The following is an 18,974-nucleotide window of genomic DNA, read 5'->3' on the forward strand; positions in this document are numbered from 1 at the left end:
TCACCAGCCCGGCAGGATCTGGCTCGGCTTGGTCCGCTTCATCTTCGCGAAGGCGAGTGTTGCGAAGTCGAACGTGCCGGTCTCTTCCCCGAGCGGCACGGAAATATTGTCCAGGCTTTCCGAAATATGACGGGCGAGCGCGTCGACGATCTCCGGCTGCGAGGTCTGGCCGCGCATGATGCCGATGCGGCAATCGGGCAGGGCACCGAAACCGTCGGCCTCGCCCAGCACCCGCATACCGGGCCGCAGCGCGCATTCCGGCAGCACCGAGATCGCCAGGCCGGAAAGCACCGCGGCGGCGATGACGGTGGCCGAGAAGCTGGTGAACAGGATGCGGTAGTCGCGGTTCTGCTGGTCGAGCACGTCGGCGGCGGCCCGCCGCCAGATGCAGTTCGGCCGGCCGAAGGCCATCGGCAAGATCGTCTGCTCATGCGTCGCATGGTTGGCCGAGGTAACCCACAGCAGCGGTTCGCGCCGCACCACTTCCGACTGGCCGCGCGCGTCATTGTGCGTCACCAGCGCCAGGTCGAGATTGCCGCGCTTGATGTGTTCGACCAGTCCCGGCGTCGGCTCACAGATGACGGTCAGTTCGACATGCGGGTTGGAACGGGCAAACCGCGCCATGATCTCGGGCAGGAAGCGATCGGCATAGTCGTCCGGGGTGCCGATGCGGATGGTGCCTTCGAGCCGGCGGTCGTCGAATGCGGCCAGTGTTTCCTTGTTGAGATAGAGCAGCCGCCTTGCGTAGGAGAGCAGCCGGTCGCCCTCCTCGGTCAGCCTGTTGGTGCGGCCGTCCTTTTCGAACAGCGGCTTGCCGATCCGCTCTTCCAGCCGGCGCATCTGCATCGACACCGCCGACTGGGTGCGATGCACCGCTTCCGCCGCGCGGGTAAAGCTGCCGGTGTCGACAATCGAGATGAAGGTCTGCAACTGATCGAGATCGAGTGGCGCTTTCATCGGTCCAATCCATCATTGATGTTGATGCTAAAGATTAGAAACATTCGTTGGATTAATCAATCGCGCCATGGCAAATTCGCATTGTCTACATGAAGGCATGTGAATCGAAGCCGGAACGGCCGCTGTCGCCAGCGCCCGATCGACCGGTTTTGTCCGTTCGAGTCTAAAGGAGACCGACATGGCTACGTTTGATTTCGCCACCGAGACCTCGCGCATCACCTCGCGTCCGGCCGTTGCGACGCGCGTGGCCAATGCGGCTGCCAATATTTACCGCGCCTGGAAAAACCGCCGCGCCTTTTATCGCCTCGGCGAAATGTCAGATGCCGAGCTCGCCGACATCGGCCTGACCCGCGCCGACCTGCACGTCGCTATCGGTGTGCCCTTTGGCCGCGATCCGACCGAGAGGCTTCGCGTCATCGCAGTCGAGCGCGCCGAAACGATCGAGGATCTTGCCCGCAAGGTGGCCTGATCGCACAAGTTGCGATCCGGTCGCATTGAACCTTTTCGAGGCACGACGCCATCAAGTTACGCAGGCTCCCCACTCCCTGCCGGATCCCCCCGGCCGCCTGCGCGCTGCCCGGTCCTTGCAAGGACCGGGCTTTCTTTTTGGGAAATCAGGCGACGGCCGACTTTTGTGATGGCCTTGGTATCGATCTGCCAAGTTCGTGCGCAGCTTCTATCCAGGACGATATGGCGTCTTGGACATTAGCGATAGCTTCTTCAGGAGTTTCACCATCGGTGATGCAGCCTGGCAGGTCGGGGACCGAGGCCGAAAATCCGCCCCCGTCTTCTGCGGAAAGCGGTGCGATGACGACCGCATATTCAAGTCTGTCCGCCATGTCTCTTTACCTCGTCGATGAAAGCCACGAGTTTTCGAATATATACGGGTTTGATGGGGCGTTTAAAAGGCACTGTCAGAATCTCGGCCATTGCCGAATGATAGACTTTGTAATGCGACCCACCGGATCGTGGCGGCACGCATTGAACGCCTGCATCGTCACAAACTGCCCTTACATCAGCTATTGACCAATCACCGCGAGGGTTGCGGCGCATCTGTTCCAGTCTCTTGCCCACAGGACGTCGACTCGCAGCTTGTGGCGCTATCGCCGGCCCATTCCCTGTTTGAACTGGTCGAAGATCGACTCCATGCCCTTCTGGTAGTCGTCGCGTTGCTGGGCGCCCGTCTCGAACATCTTGCCGAACAGGTCGTCGAACGGATTTCTCGGCCTGCCGCTCGGATTGGTCTGCGGCTGCGGCGCCTGGGGTTGCCGCGGCGCCTGGCGAGGCTGCGGCTGAGACTGCGGCTGTTGTGCGCCGCCGAACATATCCTGCAGCACTTTGCCGAGCGGATTGTCACCATAAGGGTTCTGTGTCTGCTGCGGCTGGCTTTGCGGCTGCTGCCCGCCGCCGAACATATCCTGCAGCACCTTGCCGAGTGGATTGTCCGCTGGACCTGCAGGCTGTGGTGCCGGCGCCTGGCCGCCGCCGCCCGCCTGCCGCATCATCTGCTCGATGAGCTCGCCGAGCGGATTGCCGCCGCCGCCTGCCGCATGCATCTGCCCGCCTAGCTGGTTGGTGGTCTGCTTGAACAATCCGCCCATCATCATCGAGGCGATTGCCGGCAGCATCTGCTGCAGGACCTGCTGGCTGACGCCGCTCGCCCGCGCGGCCTGGCTGGCGACGGCGCGTGACAAATCCTTCGAGCCGAACAAATGCCCCAGAATGCCGTTGCCTTCATCGAGACCCTGCGGCGAGAAGGCCCGGCTTGCATCCTCGAAATATTTGGCGTGCTGGCCGCTGGCCATCGCCGTCATGAAGGCGCCGAGCCCATAAGGGTCCGCCGTATTGCGCTTCAGCCCCTGTGAAAAGGCCGGCAGCAGCGCCGCGACCGCCGATTGCGTCTGCTGCTGCGAAAGCCCGAACTGCTGGGCCAGCGCCTGCATGCCGGTGCCGTTCTGAGCCTGCGCCAGAATATCGAACAAGGAAGGCATTGTTTTCTCCTCCGGGAAAATCCTCGCAGGAGAAGCCTAGTTCGTTTCCATCACTGATTGAAGCGAATTTGCCGGACCATGAACCATGCGGATAGCGAAGCGTTAATACGCGTATTCCATGAACACCGGCTCGATCGAACCGCCCCAGCGCGTGTGGTAGGCGGAGAGCATCTCTTCGGCGCTTGTCGTGCCGCGCGCGACGACCTCGTCCAGCGTGTTGAGGAACGAGGTCTCGTCATAGCCGTCGCGGTTCTTGCGGCCACGGTTCTTCAGTCCCATGCGCGAGATGACGAGCACGTCGCGGGCGATCTCGCGCAATGTCGTGTTGCGGAAGGGCGCCGAAATGCCCTGTTCCGGCACCGCGTTGCGCATCGCCAGCACCTCGTCATAGCTCCAGCTCGAAGTCAGCGCCTCGGCCGCGTCGAGCGCTGCCGCGTCATAGAGCAGCCCGACCCAGAAGGCCGGCAGCGCGCAAATGCGCCGCCACGGCCCGCCATCGGCGCCGCGCATTTCGAGAAAGCGTTTCAATCGCACGTCGGGGAACAGCGTAGACAGATGGTTCGCCCAGTCGCCCATCGTCGGCAGCCCGTCCGGCAATTCGTTGCGGGCAGCGCCCGCCATGAACTGGCGGAAGGTGACGTGCGTCATGTCATGGTACTGGCCGTCGCGGATGACGAAATACATCGGCACGTCGAGCGCCCATTCGACATAATCGGCAAAGCCGAAATCGGGCGAGAAACAGAACTCGAGCAGGCCGGAGCGCTGGTTGTCGGTGTCGCGCCAGATCTCGCCGCGCCAGCTCTGCAATCCGTTCGGCCGGCTTTCGGTGAAGGGCGAGTTGGCGAACAGCGCCGTCGACAGCGGTTGCAGCTTCAGCGACACCTGCATCTTGCGGCGCATGTCGGCCTCGCTCTCGAAGTCGAGGTTCACCTGGATCGTGCAGGTCCGGTACATCATGTCGAGGCCTTTGGTGCCGACCTTGGGCATGTAGCGGGTCATGATCTCGTAGCGTGATTTCGGCATTTTCGGCGTCTCGGCCAGCGACCATTTCGGGCTGCCGCCAAGGCCGAGAAAACGAATGCCCATCGGTTCGGCGATCTCGCGTACCTGCGCCAGATGCGCATTGCCTTCGCGGCAGGTCTGGTGGATCGTCTCGAGCGGCGCGCCGGACAGTTCGAACTGGCCGCCGGGTTCCAGCGAGATCGCGCCCTGGCCGGTCGGCTCGACCAAGCCGATGATGCGGCCGGCATCCATGATCGGGTCCCAGCCGAGTTTGTCCTGCATGCCTTCGAGGATGGCGCGTATGCCGCGTTCGCCGCCATAGGGCACCGGCGCATTGCCGTCGATGTAGAACGGAAATTTCTCGTGCTCGGTGCCGATCCGCCACTTGTCGCGCGGCTTGTTGCCTTCGGCCAGGTGCTCGACGAGTTCGTCGACGCTTTCGACCGGCCGGAAATCGGTTGTATCGCGCGCCATGATAGCCCTCCGCACATGACCCCGAAAATCGGCTTCGATTTTCGGAAAGGATCATGTGCCCAATCAAAATGCTACAGCGTCCTTTGCGCGCCCGAAAGGACGCGCGGCGCTGTAGAGCGGTCGGACGACCGCCGGCGCTAGATGGACGAAATGTCAGTAGCCGATCAAGCGAAAAATCCTGAGCCAGCGGGTAACTGGAATTGATCACCAATCGCCGATTGTCGCCTGGATCAGCGCCAGTGCCGCCACCGCCGCCGTATCCGCCCGCAGGATGCGCGGCCCGAGCGGAATCGCGGTAACGAAGGGCAGCGCTCTCAGCATCTTGCGTTCCTCGTCGGAAAAGCCGCCCTCCGGCCCGACCAGCAGCCCGAGCTTCTTCTCCCGCACCGCCTGCAATGCCGGCAGGGGATTGTTGGTCGATGCGTCCTCGTCGCAGAAGATCAGCCGCCGCTCTCGGTCCCAGTTGCTGAGCAGGCGTTCGATTTTTTCCGCTTCGCGCACCTCCGGCACCGCCAATATGCCGCATTGCTCGGCCGCCTCGACGACATTGGCGCGCAGGCGCTCGATGCCGGGCCTTGCCACTTGCGTATGCTGGGTGATGACCGGCTGCAGGATGCCGGCGCCCATTTCCACCGCCTTTTGCACGAGGTAGTCGAGCCGCCCCTGCTTCAGTGGCGCGAAGCAATAGACGAGATCGGGCAGCGGTGGCTGCGGCCGCTGCAATGCCAGCACCTTCAGGCGTACAGCTTTCTTCGATTTTGCCGCGATTGTCGCCGACCACTCGCCGTCGCGGCCGTTGAACACCAGAACCTCGGCACCTTCGCCGAGCCGCAGCACATGCGAGAGATAATGGCTCAGCTGCGGGCCGACGTCGAACTCGATGTCCGGTCCAAGCCCATCCGGCACGAACAGCCGCTGCATCTTGTAATTGGCGCGCATCGCCGAGGAATGGGCGAGGCTGTCCCCGGCGTCAAGCCTCCGCGCTGACGTGCCAGACAGGTCTGTAGCCACGCTTCAGCACGGAAACAGTTGTCGCCGGCGTGAGCAGGCGGAGTGGGCGGCCGGCAAAGCTATCGAACGCTACCGGTTCGCCATAACCCGCGAACGACCAGTGCAGCGCTTTGCCGCCGCGCATCGCATAGGCATCGCTGCCGTCCGCAACCATGGAACCCTCCGCCAGGGCCATGAGGTCTTGCGCCGCGATGATCGGCGGCCGTCCGCCCGAGGCCAGGCGCTCCTTGTGCAGGCGCTTGTCGATCTGCGGCGCGCGCGGCTCGGCAATGCCGAAGGCTTCGCCGAAGCGCTGGACAAAATCCCTGGCTCGCTCGCGCCGGCAGAAGAAGCAGGGCCGATGCCCGGCCGCCAGCGCCGTCACCTCGTCGAGGAAAAACAGCTCGGTCCAGCCGGCCTTGCCGCCAGCCCGGTTGCGGCCCATCGGCTCGCGCCGCACGTCGCGGAACTCGCAGACGCAGATGATCCAGGCTTGCAGCGCCCAGCGATTCTTCAACAGCGTTCTCGTCTCGGGGTCATGGATGATGCCGCGATTGCCCATGAACAGGCCGCGCTCCGGCACGGCATGGATGGCGCCGAACGGATCGACCCGGTTCTGCAGCGGCATAGGCGTTCCTTCCTGGCTGCAATACTGGCTTGGCTGCAATGCTGGCGTCATGATATCGCTCGCTGCATCAATTTCATGTCAGCAGGTTTCGATGCGGGTCTTGGTCGTCCAGAACTTCGACAATGAGGGCCTTGGCCAGATCGGCGCGGCACTTGTCGAGGCGGGCGCCGATATCGACCTGCGCCGGCCCTATCGCGGCGACGCGCTGCCGCAAGATGGCGGCGAGCATGACGCCATGGTGGTGCTCGGCGGCGCCCAGAATGCGCTGGACGACGAGCTCTGTCCTTATTTTCCGGGCCTGCTCGACCTGACGCGCGATTTTGCCGACAGGGATCGCCCGGTGCTCGGCATCTGCCTTGGCAGCCAATTGGTCGCGCGCGCTTTTGGCGGCGAAAACCAGATAGGCGGCGCCTCGGAGTTCGGCTGGCACGAGGTGGCGCTCACCGCGGCGGCGCAGGCCGATCCGGTGCTCGCCGCCTTGCCCGAAAAATTCCCGATCTTCGAGTGGCACGACGACACCTTTGTCTTGCCTGGGACTGCCGTGCGGCTGGCCGGCAACGCCGTCGCCGAGAACCAGGCGTTCCGCATCGGCCGCGCCGTCTATGGCTTCCAGTTCCATTTCGAGGCCGACCGGCCGATGGTTCGCGACTGGAGCACAGCCTTTGCACCGCTGATCGCCGAGCGGCATCCTGAATGGAGCAGCCGGCTCGACGATGAAATGGCCCGCAACGGACCGCAAGCCGATGCCGCCGGCCTCGCCATCGCCCGCGCCTGGGTGGCGACGATCTGACGGCTCATACAGTCGACGTATTTGGCGACGTTGCATATTTGGCACGCGGCGGCAAATCCGCCGGGGAAAACGCGTTTCATCCTTGGCCTGTGTCCGTCCGCCATCCTAAAAGGCGCCCGCTCTGCATCTTCGGTGCAACCGCGATGAACCTTTCCTGTGACCCGCGCGACACACCGCCGATACAGAACATGCCTAGAAGCGCGAAACCGTCAGAGATTTGCGACGTATTTTGCGTTTCAACGCATTGGTAACCCGCTCGTGCATAGATGCAGAAAGCTCAACAAGAGATGACGTCCGTGAAAGCAGCCTTTTTGTCCTTTGCCATGTTGTCGGCTATCGTGTTGTGCGGCCTCGGCATTTATTCCGCCGACGCAGCCAACAACCACAATGCCGTCGACGGCTACGGCGTCACTGCCGCGCTTCGTTAGACCCTCTGCACATAATCCCACGCCTTCGTCACCCTCAACGCAAGGCTTCGCGATGCCCTAATCGCTCAGAGTTGATGACGAAGGAAGGGATGCTTCGGCAATCTCGAAGATTTGCAGTCCGCCACCACCGAGATTTTGGCGGCTGACAGGAACCGTCGGCGGTCGCTGCCGATCGCCCAGACCTGTCAAAACCACTGTGCAAAAAATGCCCTAAGCCCTCTCACCCGTGACCGTCAGGATGCGTTTTTCCGCACCGTCGACGACGAGCGCGGTGAGGTTTCCCGACTGCCAGGCGAGCGTGTCGACATTGACGCGGTTACCGGTGATCTCGGCCTTGGGCACCGGCGTATGACCGTGCACCACGATCTTCGGATGGAGGCCGGTGTGATCGTGGAAGACGTCGCGAATCCAGATCAGGTCCTGCGGACTCTGGCTTTCCAGCGCAATGCCGGGCCGGATGCCGGCATGACAGAAGAAGAAGTCGCCGAATGTCACTGAAAAGGGCAGCGACCGCAGGAACTCGACATGGTCCTGCGGCACGGCCTCGACCAGCGCGGCGTGACCTTGCCGCAATGCCGCATCGGCTCGGCCAAACCAGGCGCTGCCCCCACCGAGGGCCACCCCGTAGGATTGCGCCGTCTGGATGCCACCATAGCGCATGAACAGTCCGTCCGGGTCGGGGACATCGAGAAAATCGAGGAAGCCGATGTCATGGTTCCCGGCCAGCATCAGGTGACGCGGATCGCGTTTTTGGGCGTCGATCAGAAAGTCGATGACACCCTTGGAGTTCGGGCCGCGGTCGACGTAATCGCCGAGATGAATGACGCGCCAATCGGCCGGCGGCTTCTGACCGAGCTCAGCCTCGATGCGGTGGTGCAAGGCCGCCAGTAGGTCGAGCCGGCCATGCACATCGCCGATCGCGTAAAGACGCATGCCTTCCGGTCCGCGTGCGCCGAAAAAATTGATGCCGGGCTCCGTCAATGCCTGCGTCGCCTCCGTGATCATGCCGTCACGGGACTTTAGCGCCGAAGCTGATCCTTGCCCATGTCGGTGACCAGACGCTTTCCGCACAGTGCCAGCGTTATGTCCATCTCCTTGCGGATGATTTCTAACGCCTTGGTAACCCCTTCCTTGCCGAGTGCGCCGAGGCCGTACAGGAAAGGCCGGCCGATATAGGTGCCCTTGGCGCCGAGGCAAAGTGCCTTCAGCACGTCCTGGCCGGAGCGGATGCCGCCGTCCATATGCACCTCGATCGTATCGCCGACGGCGTCGGCGATCTCTTCGAGCGCCATGATCGACGACGAGGCGCCGTCGAGCTGGCGCCCGCCATGGTTGGAAACGATGATCGCGTCGGCGCCGGTCCTGGCCGCCATCAGCGCATCTTCCTTGTCGAGAATGCCTTTCAGGATCAGCTTGCCGCCCCAGCGCTCCTTGATCCAGGCGACGTCCTTCCACGACAGATGCGGATCGAACTGCTCCCTCGTCCACGACGACAGCGAGGCGAGGTCACCGACGCCCTTGGCGTGGCCGACGATGTTGCGGAACGTCCGGCGCTTGGTGCCGGCCATGCCGACGCACCAGCCCGGCCTGGTCGCCATCTGCCAGATGTGCTTTGGCGTCATTCGCGGCGGCGCCGAAAGCCCGTTGCGGATATCCTTGTGGCGCTGGCCGAGGATCTGCAGGTCGAGCGTCAGCACCAGCGCCGAACATTTCGCCGCTTTTGCGCGGTCGATCAAATCGAACACGAAATCCTTGTCGCGCAGCACATAAAGCTGGAACCAGAACGGCTTCTTGGTCACCGAAGCGACATCCTCGATCGAGCAGATGCTCATCGTCGACAGCGTGAACGGTACGCCGAATTCCTCCGCCGCCTGCGCAGCCAGCATCTCGCCATTCGGATGCTGCATGCCGGTCATGCCGGTCGGCGCCAGCGCCACCGGCATCGCCACCTTCTCGCCGATCATGGTCGATTCCAGCGAGCGGTTGTCCATGTCGACAAGCACCCGCTGGCGGAACTTGATCTTCTGGAAATCCTCTTCGTTGGCCCGGTACGTGCTTTCGGTCCACGCGCCGGAATCGGCATAGTCGAAGAACATCTTTGGCACGCGGCGGCGCGCCAGGGCCTTGAGGTCGGCGATGGTGAGAATGCTGCTCATGGATTTTTCCACTGGTTCTTCGCGGGTTCGTCGCTGAATTTTCTGGCCGGAGCCTACGGCTGTTTTCTTGCCGCCTCACCGTCACCGGGCTCGGAGCGCTGCCTGAGCCTCAGCCGCGACACGCGCTGCCAGTCGCCGCTGCGCTCGGCCTCGGCCATCGACCGTTCGACATAGGAGATGTGATCCATCGCCGCCTGCCGCGCCGCGGCCGGATCGCCGGCCTTGACCGCCGTGTAGATGGCCCGGTGCTGCGAAAGCAGCGCCTCGCGCGCGCCCGGCACGTTGAACACCAGCCGCCGGTTCTGGAACACGCCTTCCGACAGCAGCCGATAGCAGGAGCGCAGCGTATGCAGCAGGATGATGTTGTGCGCGCATTCGCAGATCGCGTGATGGAACTCGACGTCGATTTCCGCCTCGTCGTCGAAATTGCCGGTCCGGTGCGCCTCGTCCATCCGCGCCATGATGCGGTCGAGCAGCGCCAGATCGTCTGATGTGGCGCGCCGCGCCGCATATTCGGCCGCCACCGCCTCGATCTCGCGGCGGTACTCCAGATAGTCGGTCACCGCCTTGCGATGCATCGAGATCAGGTCTGTCACCGGCTTGGTGAACAGCTGGCCGATGACGTCGGCGACATGGGTGCCGCCGCCGGGCCGTGTCGTCAAAAGCCCGCGCCCTTCCAACGCCTTCAAGGCATCGCGCAGGATCGGCCGCGACACCTCGAACTGGCGCGCCAGCTCGCGCTCGCCCGGCAGCCGGTCGCCGGTGCGCAGGACGCCTTCGAGGATCAGGCTCTCGATCTGCTGCACCACCTCGTCGGCCGTGCGCGAATGCTCGATCCGGGAGAATATGTCGCTCAAACGGGCTGCCTGGGGTTGAACCGATGGTGCGCAAGATAAAGCCAGCGTCGCCAACTGGTCAAATTATTTATCCAATTCGCCTGATCGGGTCGGTTTCGAAGCCGCGGCGCCATATCATCTTCAGCTAAATTGGGCGTTTGCGTCCCCTGGCGATTGCCTCTAGAGGGACATCATTGCCAAAGGGCTCAGAGAAGCCCGGGGAACCAGCCGTGCCAGACGCCGACCCGTCCAACCTCGAATTCCAGCTACGCGCCAAAGCCGGCGTCATGGGCGGCAGCGTCATGGGCTTTCCGGCGCATGAAGGAAGGCCCGGCGCGCTCGGCGAGGTTCACGCCCGGCCGCACCCGCTGGTCGAAAAGCCGCGCGTGCTGGTGCAGCTTTCCTTCATGACCGAAGGCGGCTCGGGCGTCGATCTGGCCGTGCTTTCCGAACTGTCACAGCGTCTCGGCATCGCCGCGCCCGACCGTCATGCCCGCCATCACGCGATGAAATGGGGCAAGGGCTCGCTGCGCTGGGAACGGCACACCGAGTTCTCGACCTATCTCTGGGAAGGACCGCTTGCCGAAAACGGCAGGGGGCAAGAAGACACACCCTTTGGCAACGGGTTTTCGCCACCGGGAACGGTGATTTCCGGCATCAGGCTTGAAATTCGCAAATGGACGCCGGCCAACGAGAGGCTGATCGCCGGCTTCGACCCGACCAGCCTGTGCTATTCGCTGGTCGAGCGCGGCAACGCCGCAATCGTCACCGATTTCCGCCAGGATGGTGACGGCTTGACCCGCATTCTGGTGCTCGACCGCGGCCTGACGCCGGCGCGCACCGGCGCTCTGTCGCAACGGCTGATCGATATCGAGACCTACCGCACGCTGGCCATGCTTGGGCTGCCGCTGGCGCTGACACTTTCGGGACGCGCCCGCCGCATCGAGGACAGGCTGGCCCAGACCACGCTGGAAATGAAGGTCGCCGAAACCCGCGACAGCCAGACCTTGCTCGCTGACCTGACCGAACTTGCCGCCGAACTGGAGGCTGACGCCGCCTCCAGCCTCTACCGCTTCGGCGCCAGCCGCGCCTATGACGGCATCGTCGGCGAGCGGCTGGAGGCGCTCGATGAGGAAGCCGTGCCCGGCTACGACACCTGGGGCGGCTTTTTGCAGCGGCGCGTCGCCCCGGCTATGCGCACCTGCCGTTCGGTCGAGGAGCGCCAGGCCAATCTGTCGCGCAAGCTCACCCGCGCCACCACGTTGCTGCGCACCTGGGTCGACGTCGAGGTTGAGAAGCAGAACCGCGATCTGCTGGCATCGATGAACAATCGCGCCCGCCTGCAATTGCGCCTGCAGCAGACGGTCGAAGGTCTCTCCGTCGCCGCCGTCTCCTATTATGTCGTCGGCCTCATCGGCTACGTCGCCAAGGGCGCCTCGATCTTCGGCCATGCTTTTGCGCCGGAAGTGGTCACCGCCGCCTCGGTGCCGCTCGCCGTCCTGCTCGTCTGGTGGGGCGTGCGTCGTGTGCGCCGCATGCACTCCGAACCCGGCAAGCAGCCGGGCGAGTAGGCAGGTAATCTCCCCCCTTGAGGGGGAGATGTCGCCGAAGGCGACAGAGGGGGTTGTCCCGCATGGAGCGCCAACCTCGTTTCGCGGCGGGACACGATATCGGCGATTTACGTGAGACGACCCCCTCTGGCCGCTTCGCGGCCATCTCCCCCTCGAGGGGGGAGAAAGTCAGCGCTATCCTCGCGCCATCCCCCACCCCGCTCACTTCGTTCGCGACCCTCCCCACAAGGGGGAGGGTAGATATGCAGCGGCAGATTGCCGCTGCGGAAGGCTGTCCGGCTATAGGCCGTTCGTTCCGGCCAAAGCGGGATTTGCAACGGGCAGCTGTCGCTGGTAAAAGATTTTTACCAGTCGATCGAAGGAGGCTGTCGATGTCCGGCCTTGCCATGCCGAAACCAGACGACGCCACGCTGCGCCGGCGCGACGAGATCGTCGCCGATATGCGCATCATCGTGCCGGGTGAGGGCGTCGTCGACGCGGCCAATACCATGCGTGCCTTCGAGAGCGATGGGCTCACCGCCTACCGGCAATTGCCGCTGGTCGTGGTGCTGCCGCAAACCGTGGCGCAGGTCTCGCGCGTGCTGAAATACTGCAACGACCGCAACATCCGCGTTGTGCCGCGCGGTTCCGGCACTTCGCTGTCCGGCGGCGCGCTGCCGCTCGAAGACGCGGTGCTGCTGGTCATGAGCCGCTTCAATCGCATCCTCGAGATCGATTTTCAGAACCGCATCGTCGTCGCTCAGCCGGGCGTCACCAATCTCGGCATCACCACCGCCGTCGAGCAGGAGGGCTTTTATTACGCCCCCGATCCATCCTCCCAGATCGCCTGCTCGATCGGCGGCAATGTCGCGGAAAATTCCGGCGGCGTGCACTGCCTGAAATACGGTCTAACCGCCAATAATGTGCTCGGCATCGAGATGGTGCTGATGAATGGCGAGGTGGTGCGCCTCGGCGGCAGCCATCTCGACGCGGAAGGCTACGACCTGCTCGGCGTAATGACGGGCTCCGAAGGGCTGCTCGGCGTCGTCACCGAGGTCACCGTGCGCATTTTGAAGAAGCCGGAGACGGCGCGGGCGCTGCTGATCGGCTTCCCGACCAGCGAGCAGGCCGGCCAATGCGTCGCCGACATCATCGGCGCCGGCATCATCCCGGGCGGCATGGAGATGATGGACCGTCCGGCCATCCACGCCGCCGAGGATTTCGTCCAGGCCGGCTATCCCTTGGATGTCGAGGCGCTGCTGATCGTCGAACTCGACGGGCCGGGTGTTGAGGTCGACCATCTGATCGGCCTTGTCGAAGCCATCGCCTATAGGAACGGCTCGACCACATGCCGCATCTCGCAATCGGAGCAGGAACGGCTGAGCTTCTGGGCCGGCCGCAAGGCAGCCTTCCCCGCGGTCGGCCGCATCTCGCCCGACTATTACTGCATGGACGGCACCATCCCGCGCAAGGAACTGCCACGCGTGCTCGCCGGCATGCGCGAGTTGTCGGAGAAATACGGTCTCGGCGTCGCCAACGTCTTTCATGCCGGTGACGGCAATCTGCATCCGCTGATCCTGTATGACGCCAATGTGCCGGGCGAGCTCGACAAGGCGGAGAGTTTCGGCGCCGACATATTGCGGCTCTGCGTCAAGGTCGGCGGCGTGCTGACCGGCGAGCACGGAGTCGGTGTCGAGAAGCGCGACCTGATGCCGGAAATGTTCAACCAGATCGACCTCGACCAGCAGATGCGGGTCAAATGCGCTTTCGACCCCAACCATCTGCTCAACCCGGGCAAGGTGTTTCCGCAGCTGAGGCGATGCGCCGAGCTCGGGAGAATGCACGTGCATCGCGGGCAGGTGGCGTTCCCGGACATTCCGAGGTTTTGAGGTGATGCTTCGCTTCTCAATGTCGGCATTCCTTCGCACCCCTCTCTGTCCTGCCGGACATCTCCCCCACTTAGGGGGAGATTGGCCCTCATCGCCGCTTTCGCCAATCGCTAACGTTGCCGAACGAAGGCCGGCCGCGAAACTGCCAATCTCCCCCCTTGCGGGGGAGATGCCCGGCAGGACAGAGAGGGGCGCGAAGGATCACGGCATATCTGCATTTGGGGCTGGCGCTTTCTCCTCATGACCAATTTCACCCCCTCCACCGCCGCGGAAACTCTCTCCACCGTCGCCTGGGCAGCCGCCGAAGAATCGCTGCTCGAAATCCTCGGTCACGGCTCGAAGCGCGGCATTGGCCGTCCGCCGCAGAGCGAACATACGCTCGACCTGTCGACCCTGTCCGGCATCACGCTCTACGAGCCGGCCGAGCTGGTGCTGTCGGCAAAAGCCGGCACGCCGCTGGCCGAGATCGAAAGCCTGCTTGCCGAAAGCGGCCAGCAACTGGCTTTCGAGCCCATGGACTATGGCCCGCTGCTCGGCGGAAAGCCGGGAAAAGGCACGATTGGCGGCGTGCTGGCCGCGAACCTTTCCGGCCCGCGCCGGTTGAAGGCCGGTGCTGCGCGCGACCATATCCTCGGCATAGCGGCCGTCTCCGGGCGCGGCGAGGCCTTCAAGTCCGGCGGCCGTGTGGTCAAGAACGTCACCGGCTATGATCTGTCCAAGCTGATGGCCAACAGCTGGGGCACGCTGGCGGTCTTTACCGACGTCACCTTCAAGGTGCTGCCCTCAGCCGAGACCGAAGTCACGCTCGCCATCCGTGGCCTGCTCGACGATCGTGCCACCGCCGCCATGGCACTGGCGCTCGGCTCGAGCGCGGAAGTGTCGAGCGCCGCCCATCTTCCCGAACGAGTCGCAGCTAGGGTCGCCGGCGGCAGTCTCGGCAGCGATGCGGCGACGCTGCTGCGCATCGAGGGGTTCGGCCCGTCGGTCGCCTACCGCATCGCCGCGCTGAAAGACCTGCTGAAAAACGCCGGTCCACTGCAAGAGATTTCGGGTTCGGTCTCGTATTCGGTCTGGCGCGATGTCCGCGATTGCGCGCCGTTCGCCGACGGCAGCGAAAGGCCGGTGTGGCGCGTCTCGATGGCGCCGTCGCAGGCTCACCAAATGGTGCTGGCGCTGCGCATGCAGGCCGCGGTCGACGCCTTCTACGATTGGCAGGGCGGGCTGATCTGGCTGCGCATGCAGCAGGACGATCCCGAGGCCAGCCTGTTGCGCGGCCTGATCCAAAAACATGGCGGCGGCCATGCGACGCTGGTGCGCGCTGCCCCTTCGCACCGCGCCGCCGTGCCGGTGTTCGAACCGCAGCCGCCGCCGCTGATAGCACTGTCGGCGCGGCTGAAGGCCGAATTCGACCCGAAGAATATCCTCAATCCCGGCCGTATGGCGCCGGGCGCAGGCTCTGCTACTCTCGCCCCGACAATCGAGGGAGGAGCACAATGAGCGATATCAATCCAGGTCAAAACGATGCACCGCGCCAGACCGACCGCTGGCTGCAGCCCGGTCCGACCAACGCGCTGGTCATCTACATCTTGTACCTTGCCAGTTTTGTCATCGGCGTCACCGGTATTGCCGGCATCGTCCTCGCCTATATCAACCGCGGCAAGGCCGGCGGGTTCGTCGAGAGCCACTACACATTCCTGATCCGCACGTTCTGGATCGGCCTGCTCTATGCACTGATCTCGGCGCTGCTGATGGTCGTGGTCATCGGTGTCGTGCTGATATTCGCCGTCGCCGTCTGGTTCATCGCCCGCTGCATTCTCGGCTTGCAGGCGCTGCAGCGCGGCGAGCCGGTCAAGAACCCGGAAAGCTGGTTCCTCGGACTTTAGAGCATGATCCCGAAAAGTGGGAACCGGTTTTCGGAGAAGATCATGCTCAAACGGTAAGGACTCTTTGGCGTGCAAACCTCCTTCTCGCTTGCCCAGCTTGCCGATCCGCATGTCGCGGAATCGGAAAAGATCCTGCGCAAATGCGTGCATTGCGGCTTCTGCACGGCCACTTGCCCGACCTATGTGACGCTCGGTAACGAGCTGGATTCGCCGCGCGGGCGGATCTACCTGATCAAGGACATGCTGGAAAACGGCCGTCCGGCAGACAAGGAGATCGTCACCCATATCGACCGCTGCCTGTCCTGTCTCGCCTGCATGACCACCTGCCCGTCGGGCGTCAACTACATGCATCTGGTCGACCACGCCCGCGCCCATATCGAGGAGACCTACAAGCGTCCGCTGGCCGATCGGCTGACCCGCGCCATGCTGGCCTTCGTGCTGCCTTATCCCTCGCGTTTTCGCGCTGCCCTCAAACTGGCCAGGCTTGGCAAGCCGTTTGCCGGGCTGTTCGAGAAAATCCCGGCGCTGAAGCCGCTGGCGGCGATGCTCAGGCTCGCCCCGGCGTCGATCCCCGTCGCATCGCCGATGGCCTCCCTGGGCATCCATGCGGGGCAGGGCACGAATAAAAATGGCCGCGTCGCCATCCTCACCGGCTGCGCGCAATCGGTGCTCGATCCCGGCATCAACGACACCACGATCTCGCTGCTGACCCGGCTTGGCGTCGAGGTTGTCGTGCCCCAAGGCGAGGGCTGCTGCGGCGCACTGGTGCATCACATGGGCCGCGAGGAGGCCGCCCTGGCGTCGGCCAGGCAGAACGTCGACGCCTGGACGCGCGCCATCGACCAAGGCGGGCTCGACGCGATCGTCATCACCGCGTCCGGCTGCGGCACCACCATCAAGGATTACGGCTTCATGCTGCGCCTCGATCCGGCCTATGCCGACAAGGCGGCGCGGGTCTCGGCGCTGGCCAAGGACATCACCGAATACCTCGTGAGCCTCGAGCTGCCCGAGCCGGTTCGCAAGCCGGGCACGGTCGTCGCCTATCACTCCGCCTGCTCGATGCAGCACGGCCAGAAGATCACCCGCCAGCCGAAGGAGCTTCTGGCCAGAGCCGGCTTCGTCGTGCGCGAGCCGCGCGAAGGGCATTTGTGCTGCGGTTCCGCCGGCACCTACAACATCCTGCAGCCCGAGATTTCGGCGACGCTGCGCGACCGCAAGGTCAGGAATATCGAGGCGACCGGTGCGGAAATCGTCGCCACCGGCAATATCGGCTGCATCACCCAACTCGCTTCGGCGGCGAAGCTGCCCGTCGTGCATACGATAAAGCTGCTCGACTGGGCTTATGGCGGGTCGAAGCCGGAAGGCGTCGCCGAAGACAGGGCGGTTATCGCGGCCGAGTGATGCGCCGGTTGGTTTACTCCGCCGCCAGCCTGTCCGCGGTGCCGTAGGTTGCCTGGTAGCGGGCGCGCTGGCGGCTGAGCGCCACCATGGTGTTGCGCAGCAGGATCGCCACGGTGATCGGGCCGACGCCGCCCGGCACCGGCGTGATCCACGACGCGACATGCCTGACGCTCTCGGCATCGACGTCGCCGACGATGCGGCCCTCGCCGTCCGGCCCGATTTCCGAATTGATGCCGATGTCGATGACGGCAGCACCCGGCTTGACCATGTCGGCCTTGATCAGCCGCGGCTTGCCGACGGCGACGAACAGTGCATCGGCGCGGCGGGCGTGTGCCGCTACCGAGCGGGTCATGTGATGGCACACCGTCACCGTCGCGCCTTCGCTCATCAGCAGGAAGGCGATCGGCTTGCCGACGATCTCGGAATGGCCGACCACCACCACTTCGAGCCCCTTGAGGTCGAGCCCGGTTTCCTTGAGCAACTCGACCGAGGCCGCCGCCGTGCAGGGCGCCAGATCGAGCTGGTTGTAGACGATGTTGCCGATCGAGGCCGGATGCATGCCCTCGACGTCCTTGAGCGGATGCACAGCCGCCTGCAGCGTCTTGATCGGGATGTGCACCGGCACCGGCCGCTGGATGATGATGCCGGTGACGCGCGGGTCGGCATTGAGGCCGTGGATCGCCGCTTCCAGTTCGCCGGCAGTGATGTCGGCGCCAAAGCGCCGTTCCTCGAAGCCGATGCCGGCCAGCCCGGCCTTGGCGCGCTGGTTGCGGACATAGACGTCGACCGCCGCGGTGTCGCCGACGGTGATCGACACCAGCTTGGCCGGAAACCCTTCGGCGGTGGCGATCGCCGCGTCCTCGCGCACGCCGGCGATGATGCGTTGGGCAACCGGGCCGCCTCTGAGATAGCGGCTGTCATCGGAGAGGGACATCGAGATAGGGCCTCTGTCTGGGACTTTAGCCGCCACATAGCAACGTTACCGCGAAAAGGCAGCGCGAAAAGCGAACCGCCATGCCCGTCGCGCGACGTGCCGGCGAAATCGTCCCGTCAATTCTCGCTGGCGGAAACAAAAAGGGCAGCACGGCTTGCCGCGCTGCCCTTTCGTGACTGGCCGCATCCCCACACGGCCCGTCCCCCGTTGTCGATTCATCTGGCCTCAGAAAGCCAAAGCTAATGTCTTTCTAGACCAGATGATTCATCGCGGCAACTATATCACCACCACCGTTGTTCCGATATTCACGCGTTCGTAAAGATCGACCACGTCCTCGTTGCGCATGCGGATGCAGCCCGACGACACCGCGCCGCCGATCGTCCAGGGCTGGTTGGTGCCATGGATGCGGTATTCGGTCGAGCCGAGATAGAGCGCGCGCGCGCCGAGCGGGTTTTCCATGCCGCCGGCGAGATAGGTCGGCAGATAGCGGCCCTTGGCCGCTTCGCGGGCGATCATCACCGCCGGCGGTCGCCAGTCCGGCCAGACCCGCTTGTTGGAGATCTTGTGGGTGCCGGACCATTCGAAGCCCGGCTTGCCGGTGCCGACGCCATAGCGCCGCGCCTTGCCGTTCTTCTCGACCAGATAGAGGAAATTCTCTCTCGTATCGATGACGATCGTGCCCGGCTTCTGCGGGCCGTCATAGGCGACTTGCTGCGGCAAATAGACGGGATCGATCTGCGGCCGCATGACCAGGCGCTTGGCCGGCGCCCGCACCGCTGCCGTGCGCAATTGATCGGGTTGCGCTTGCCGCTGATAGCGCCGTTGCGGCTGCACCTCTTGCCGGCTCTGCCGAACGATGCCCGGCGCATGGCCGAGCTGCAGCACCCAGGGCGCCGAAAGGTCGGGGCTGACCACCACCGGGGGCCTCTCGGCATAGCGGTCGTTGGCATTGGCGGCGCCGGCGGCAAGCACGGCCGCGGCGCCGAACAGTGGGAACAGGAATATCTTCATCGGATCGCACCTTGATCGTCGAACATGCCGGGGCGCAAAGCCTCCCCGATTTCC

Annotated in this window: 19 protein-coding genes; 8 read left to right on the forward strand and 11 right to left on the reverse strand. The window is 64.1% G+C overall.

The genetic code is table 11. From position 1 onward, the window contains the following. On the reverse strand, positions 1 to 957 hold the full coding sequence (locus tag NKJ94_RS16085) for a LysR substrate-binding domain-containing protein (protein ID WP_352526346.1): 957 nt from the start codon (positions 955 to 957) through the stop codon (positions 1 to 3). 178 nt (positions 958 to 1,135) lie between these two features. Between NKJ94_RS16085 and NKJ94_RS16090 the strand changes: the two genes are divergently transcribed. Beyond that, on the forward strand, positions 1,136 to 1,426 hold the full coding sequence (locus tag NKJ94_RS16090; RefSeq protein ID WP_352526347.1) for a DUF1127 domain-containing protein: 291 nt from the start codon (positions 1,136 to 1,138) through the stop codon (positions 1,424 to 1,426). 145 nt (positions 1,427 to 1,571) lie between these two features. Here the strand turns inward: NKJ94_RS16090 and NKJ94_RS16095 are convergent, their stop codons facing one another. The 5 genes from NKJ94_RS16095 to NKJ94_RS16115 form a co-directional block, all read right to left on the reverse strand. Then, entirely contained in the window at positions 1,572 to 1,796 is a 225-nt protein-coding gene (locus NKJ94_RS16095) for a type II toxin-antitoxin system HicB family antitoxin (protein ID WP_352526349.1), read from the reverse strand. 261 nt (positions 1,797 to 2,057) lie between these two features. Further along, positions 2,058 to 2,948: a DUF937 domain-containing protein gene (locus NKJ94_RS16100; RefSeq protein ID WP_352526351.1), complete on the reverse strand. Its 891-nt coding sequence runs from the start codon at positions 2,946 to 2,948 to the stop codon at positions 2,058 to 2,060. Between the two features lie 102 nt (positions 2,949 to 3,050). Beyond that, the gene (locus NKJ94_RS16105; RefSeq protein WP_352526352.1) at positions 3,051 to 4,424 is read right to left on the reverse strand and encodes a glutamate--cysteine ligase; all 1,374 of its coding nucleotides are present in this window, start codon (positions 4,422 to 4,424) and stop codon (positions 3,051 to 3,053) included. Between the two features lie 204 nt (positions 4,425 to 4,628). Further along, positions 4,629 to 5,363: a 16S rRNA (uracil(1498)-N(3))-methyltransferase gene (locus tag NKJ94_RS16110; protein ID WP_352526416.1), complete on the reverse strand. Its 735-nt coding sequence runs from the start codon at positions 5,361 to 5,363 to the stop codon at positions 4,629 to 4,631. A 31-nt stretch (positions 5,364 to 5,394) separates the two neighbouring features. After that, positions 5,395 to 6,042: a hypothetical protein gene (locus tag NKJ94_RS16115; RefSeq protein WP_352526353.1), complete on the reverse strand. Its 648-nt coding sequence runs from the start codon at positions 6,040 to 6,042 to the stop codon at positions 5,395 to 5,397. A 91-nt stretch (positions 6,043 to 6,133) separates the two neighbouring features. On the opposite strand from NKJ94_RS16115, the gene NKJ94_RS16120 reads away from it, so the two are divergent. Both NKJ94_RS16120 and NKJ94_RS16125 read left to right on the forward strand, forming a co-directional pair. Beyond that, positions 6,134 to 6,832 (forward strand): type 1 glutamine amidotransferase, encoded by a 699-nt coding sequence (locus tag NKJ94_RS16120; RefSeq protein WP_352526355.1) that lies wholly within the window; start codon positions 6,134 to 6,136, stop codon positions 6,830 to 6,832. A 296-nt stretch (positions 6,833 to 7,128) separates the two neighbouring features. Continuing rightward, positions 7,129 to 7,260 carry a hypothetical protein gene (locus tag NKJ94_RS16125; RefSeq protein ID WP_280952144.1) on the forward strand — a complete coding sequence of 44 codons (132 nt, stop codon included), beginning with the start codon at positions 7,129 to 7,131 and terminating at the stop codon, positions 7,258 to 7,260. Positions 7,261 to 7,470: 210 nt separating this feature from the next. Here the strand turns inward: NKJ94_RS16125 and NKJ94_RS16130 are convergent, their stop codons facing one another. The 3 genes from NKJ94_RS16130 to NKJ94_RS16140 are packed head-to-tail and all read right to left on the reverse strand — an operon-like array spanning position 7,471 to position 10,273. Then, positions 7,471 to 8,241: a metallophosphoesterase family protein gene (locus NKJ94_RS16130; RefSeq protein WP_352526417.1), complete on the reverse strand. Its 771-nt coding sequence runs from the start codon at positions 8,239 to 8,241 to the stop codon at positions 7,471 to 7,473. 38 nt (positions 8,242 to 8,279) lie between these two features. Further along, entirely contained in the window at positions 8,280 to 9,416 is a 1,137-nt protein-coding gene (locus NKJ94_RS16135; protein WP_352526356.1) for an alpha-hydroxy acid oxidase, read from the reverse strand. Between the two features lie 53 nt (positions 9,417 to 9,469). Continuing rightward, positions 9,470 to 10,273 (reverse strand): FadR/GntR family transcriptional regulator, encoded by an 804-nt coding sequence (locus NKJ94_RS16140; RefSeq protein ID WP_352526358.1) that lies wholly within the window; start codon positions 10,271 to 10,273, stop codon positions 9,470 to 9,472. 266 nt (positions 10,274 to 10,539) lie between these two features. Between NKJ94_RS16140 and NKJ94_RS16145 the strand changes: the two genes are divergently transcribed. The 5 genes from NKJ94_RS16145 to glcF all read left to right on the forward strand — a co-directional run bounded on the left by NKJ94_RS16145 (position 10,540) and on the right by glcF (position 16,975). Further along, positions 10,540 to 11,823 (forward strand): DUF3422 family protein, encoded by a 1,284-nt coding sequence (locus NKJ94_RS16145; RefSeq protein WP_352526419.1) that lies wholly within the window; start codon positions 10,540 to 10,542, stop codon positions 11,821 to 11,823. Positions 11,824 to 12,194: 371 nt separating this feature from the next. Beyond that, positions 12,195 to 13,691 carry an FAD-linked oxidase C-terminal domain-containing protein gene (locus NKJ94_RS16150; protein ID WP_352526360.1) on the forward strand — a complete coding sequence of 499 codons (1,497 nt, stop codon included), beginning with the start codon at positions 12,195 to 12,197 and terminating at the stop codon, positions 13,689 to 13,691. A 240-nt stretch (positions 13,692 to 13,931) separates the two neighbouring features. Then, a complete protein-coding gene (locus NKJ94_RS16155) occupies positions 13,932 to 15,188 on the forward strand; it encodes an FAD-binding protein (RefSeq protein ID WP_352526362.1) in 1,257 nt (418 codons plus the stop codon). Beyond that, entirely contained in the window at positions 15,185 to 15,574 is a 390-nt protein-coding gene (locus NKJ94_RS16160) for a DUF4870 family protein (protein WP_352526364.1), read from the forward strand. Before NKJ94_RS16155 ends, NKJ94_RS16160 begins: the two co-directional genes overlap by 4 nt. 69 nt (positions 15,575 to 15,643) lie before the next feature. Continuing rightward, on the forward strand, positions 15,644 to 16,975 hold the full coding sequence (gene glcF, locus NKJ94_RS16165) for a glycolate oxidase subunit GlcF (protein ID WP_352526366.1): 1,332 nt from the start codon (positions 15,644 to 15,646) through the stop codon (positions 16,973 to 16,975). Positions 16,976 to 16,988: 13 nt separating this feature from the next. Here the strand turns inward: glcF and NKJ94_RS16170 are convergent, their stop codons facing one another. Both NKJ94_RS16170 and NKJ94_RS16175 read right to left on the reverse strand, forming a co-directional pair. Beyond that, positions 16,989 to 17,909, reverse strand: coding sequence for a bifunctional 5,10-methylenetetrahydrofolate dehydrogenase/5,10-methenyltetrahydrofolate cyclohydrolase (locus tag NKJ94_RS16170; protein WP_352526368.1), 921 nt, complete (start codon positions 17,907 to 17,909; stop codon positions 16,989 to 16,991). 276 nt (positions 17,910 to 18,185) lie between these two features. Beyond that, positions 18,186 to 18,920: a L,D-transpeptidase gene (locus NKJ94_RS16175; RefSeq protein ID WP_352526369.1), complete on the reverse strand. Its 735-nt coding sequence runs from the start codon at positions 18,918 to 18,920 to the stop codon at positions 18,186 to 18,188. Positions 18,921 to 18,974: the final 54 nt, after the last annotated feature.

Source organism: Mesorhizobium sp. M0060, assembly GCF_040323155.1.
Classification (GTDB): Bacteria; Pseudomonadota; Alphaproteobacteria; order Rhizobiales; family Rhizobiaceae; genus Mesorhizobium.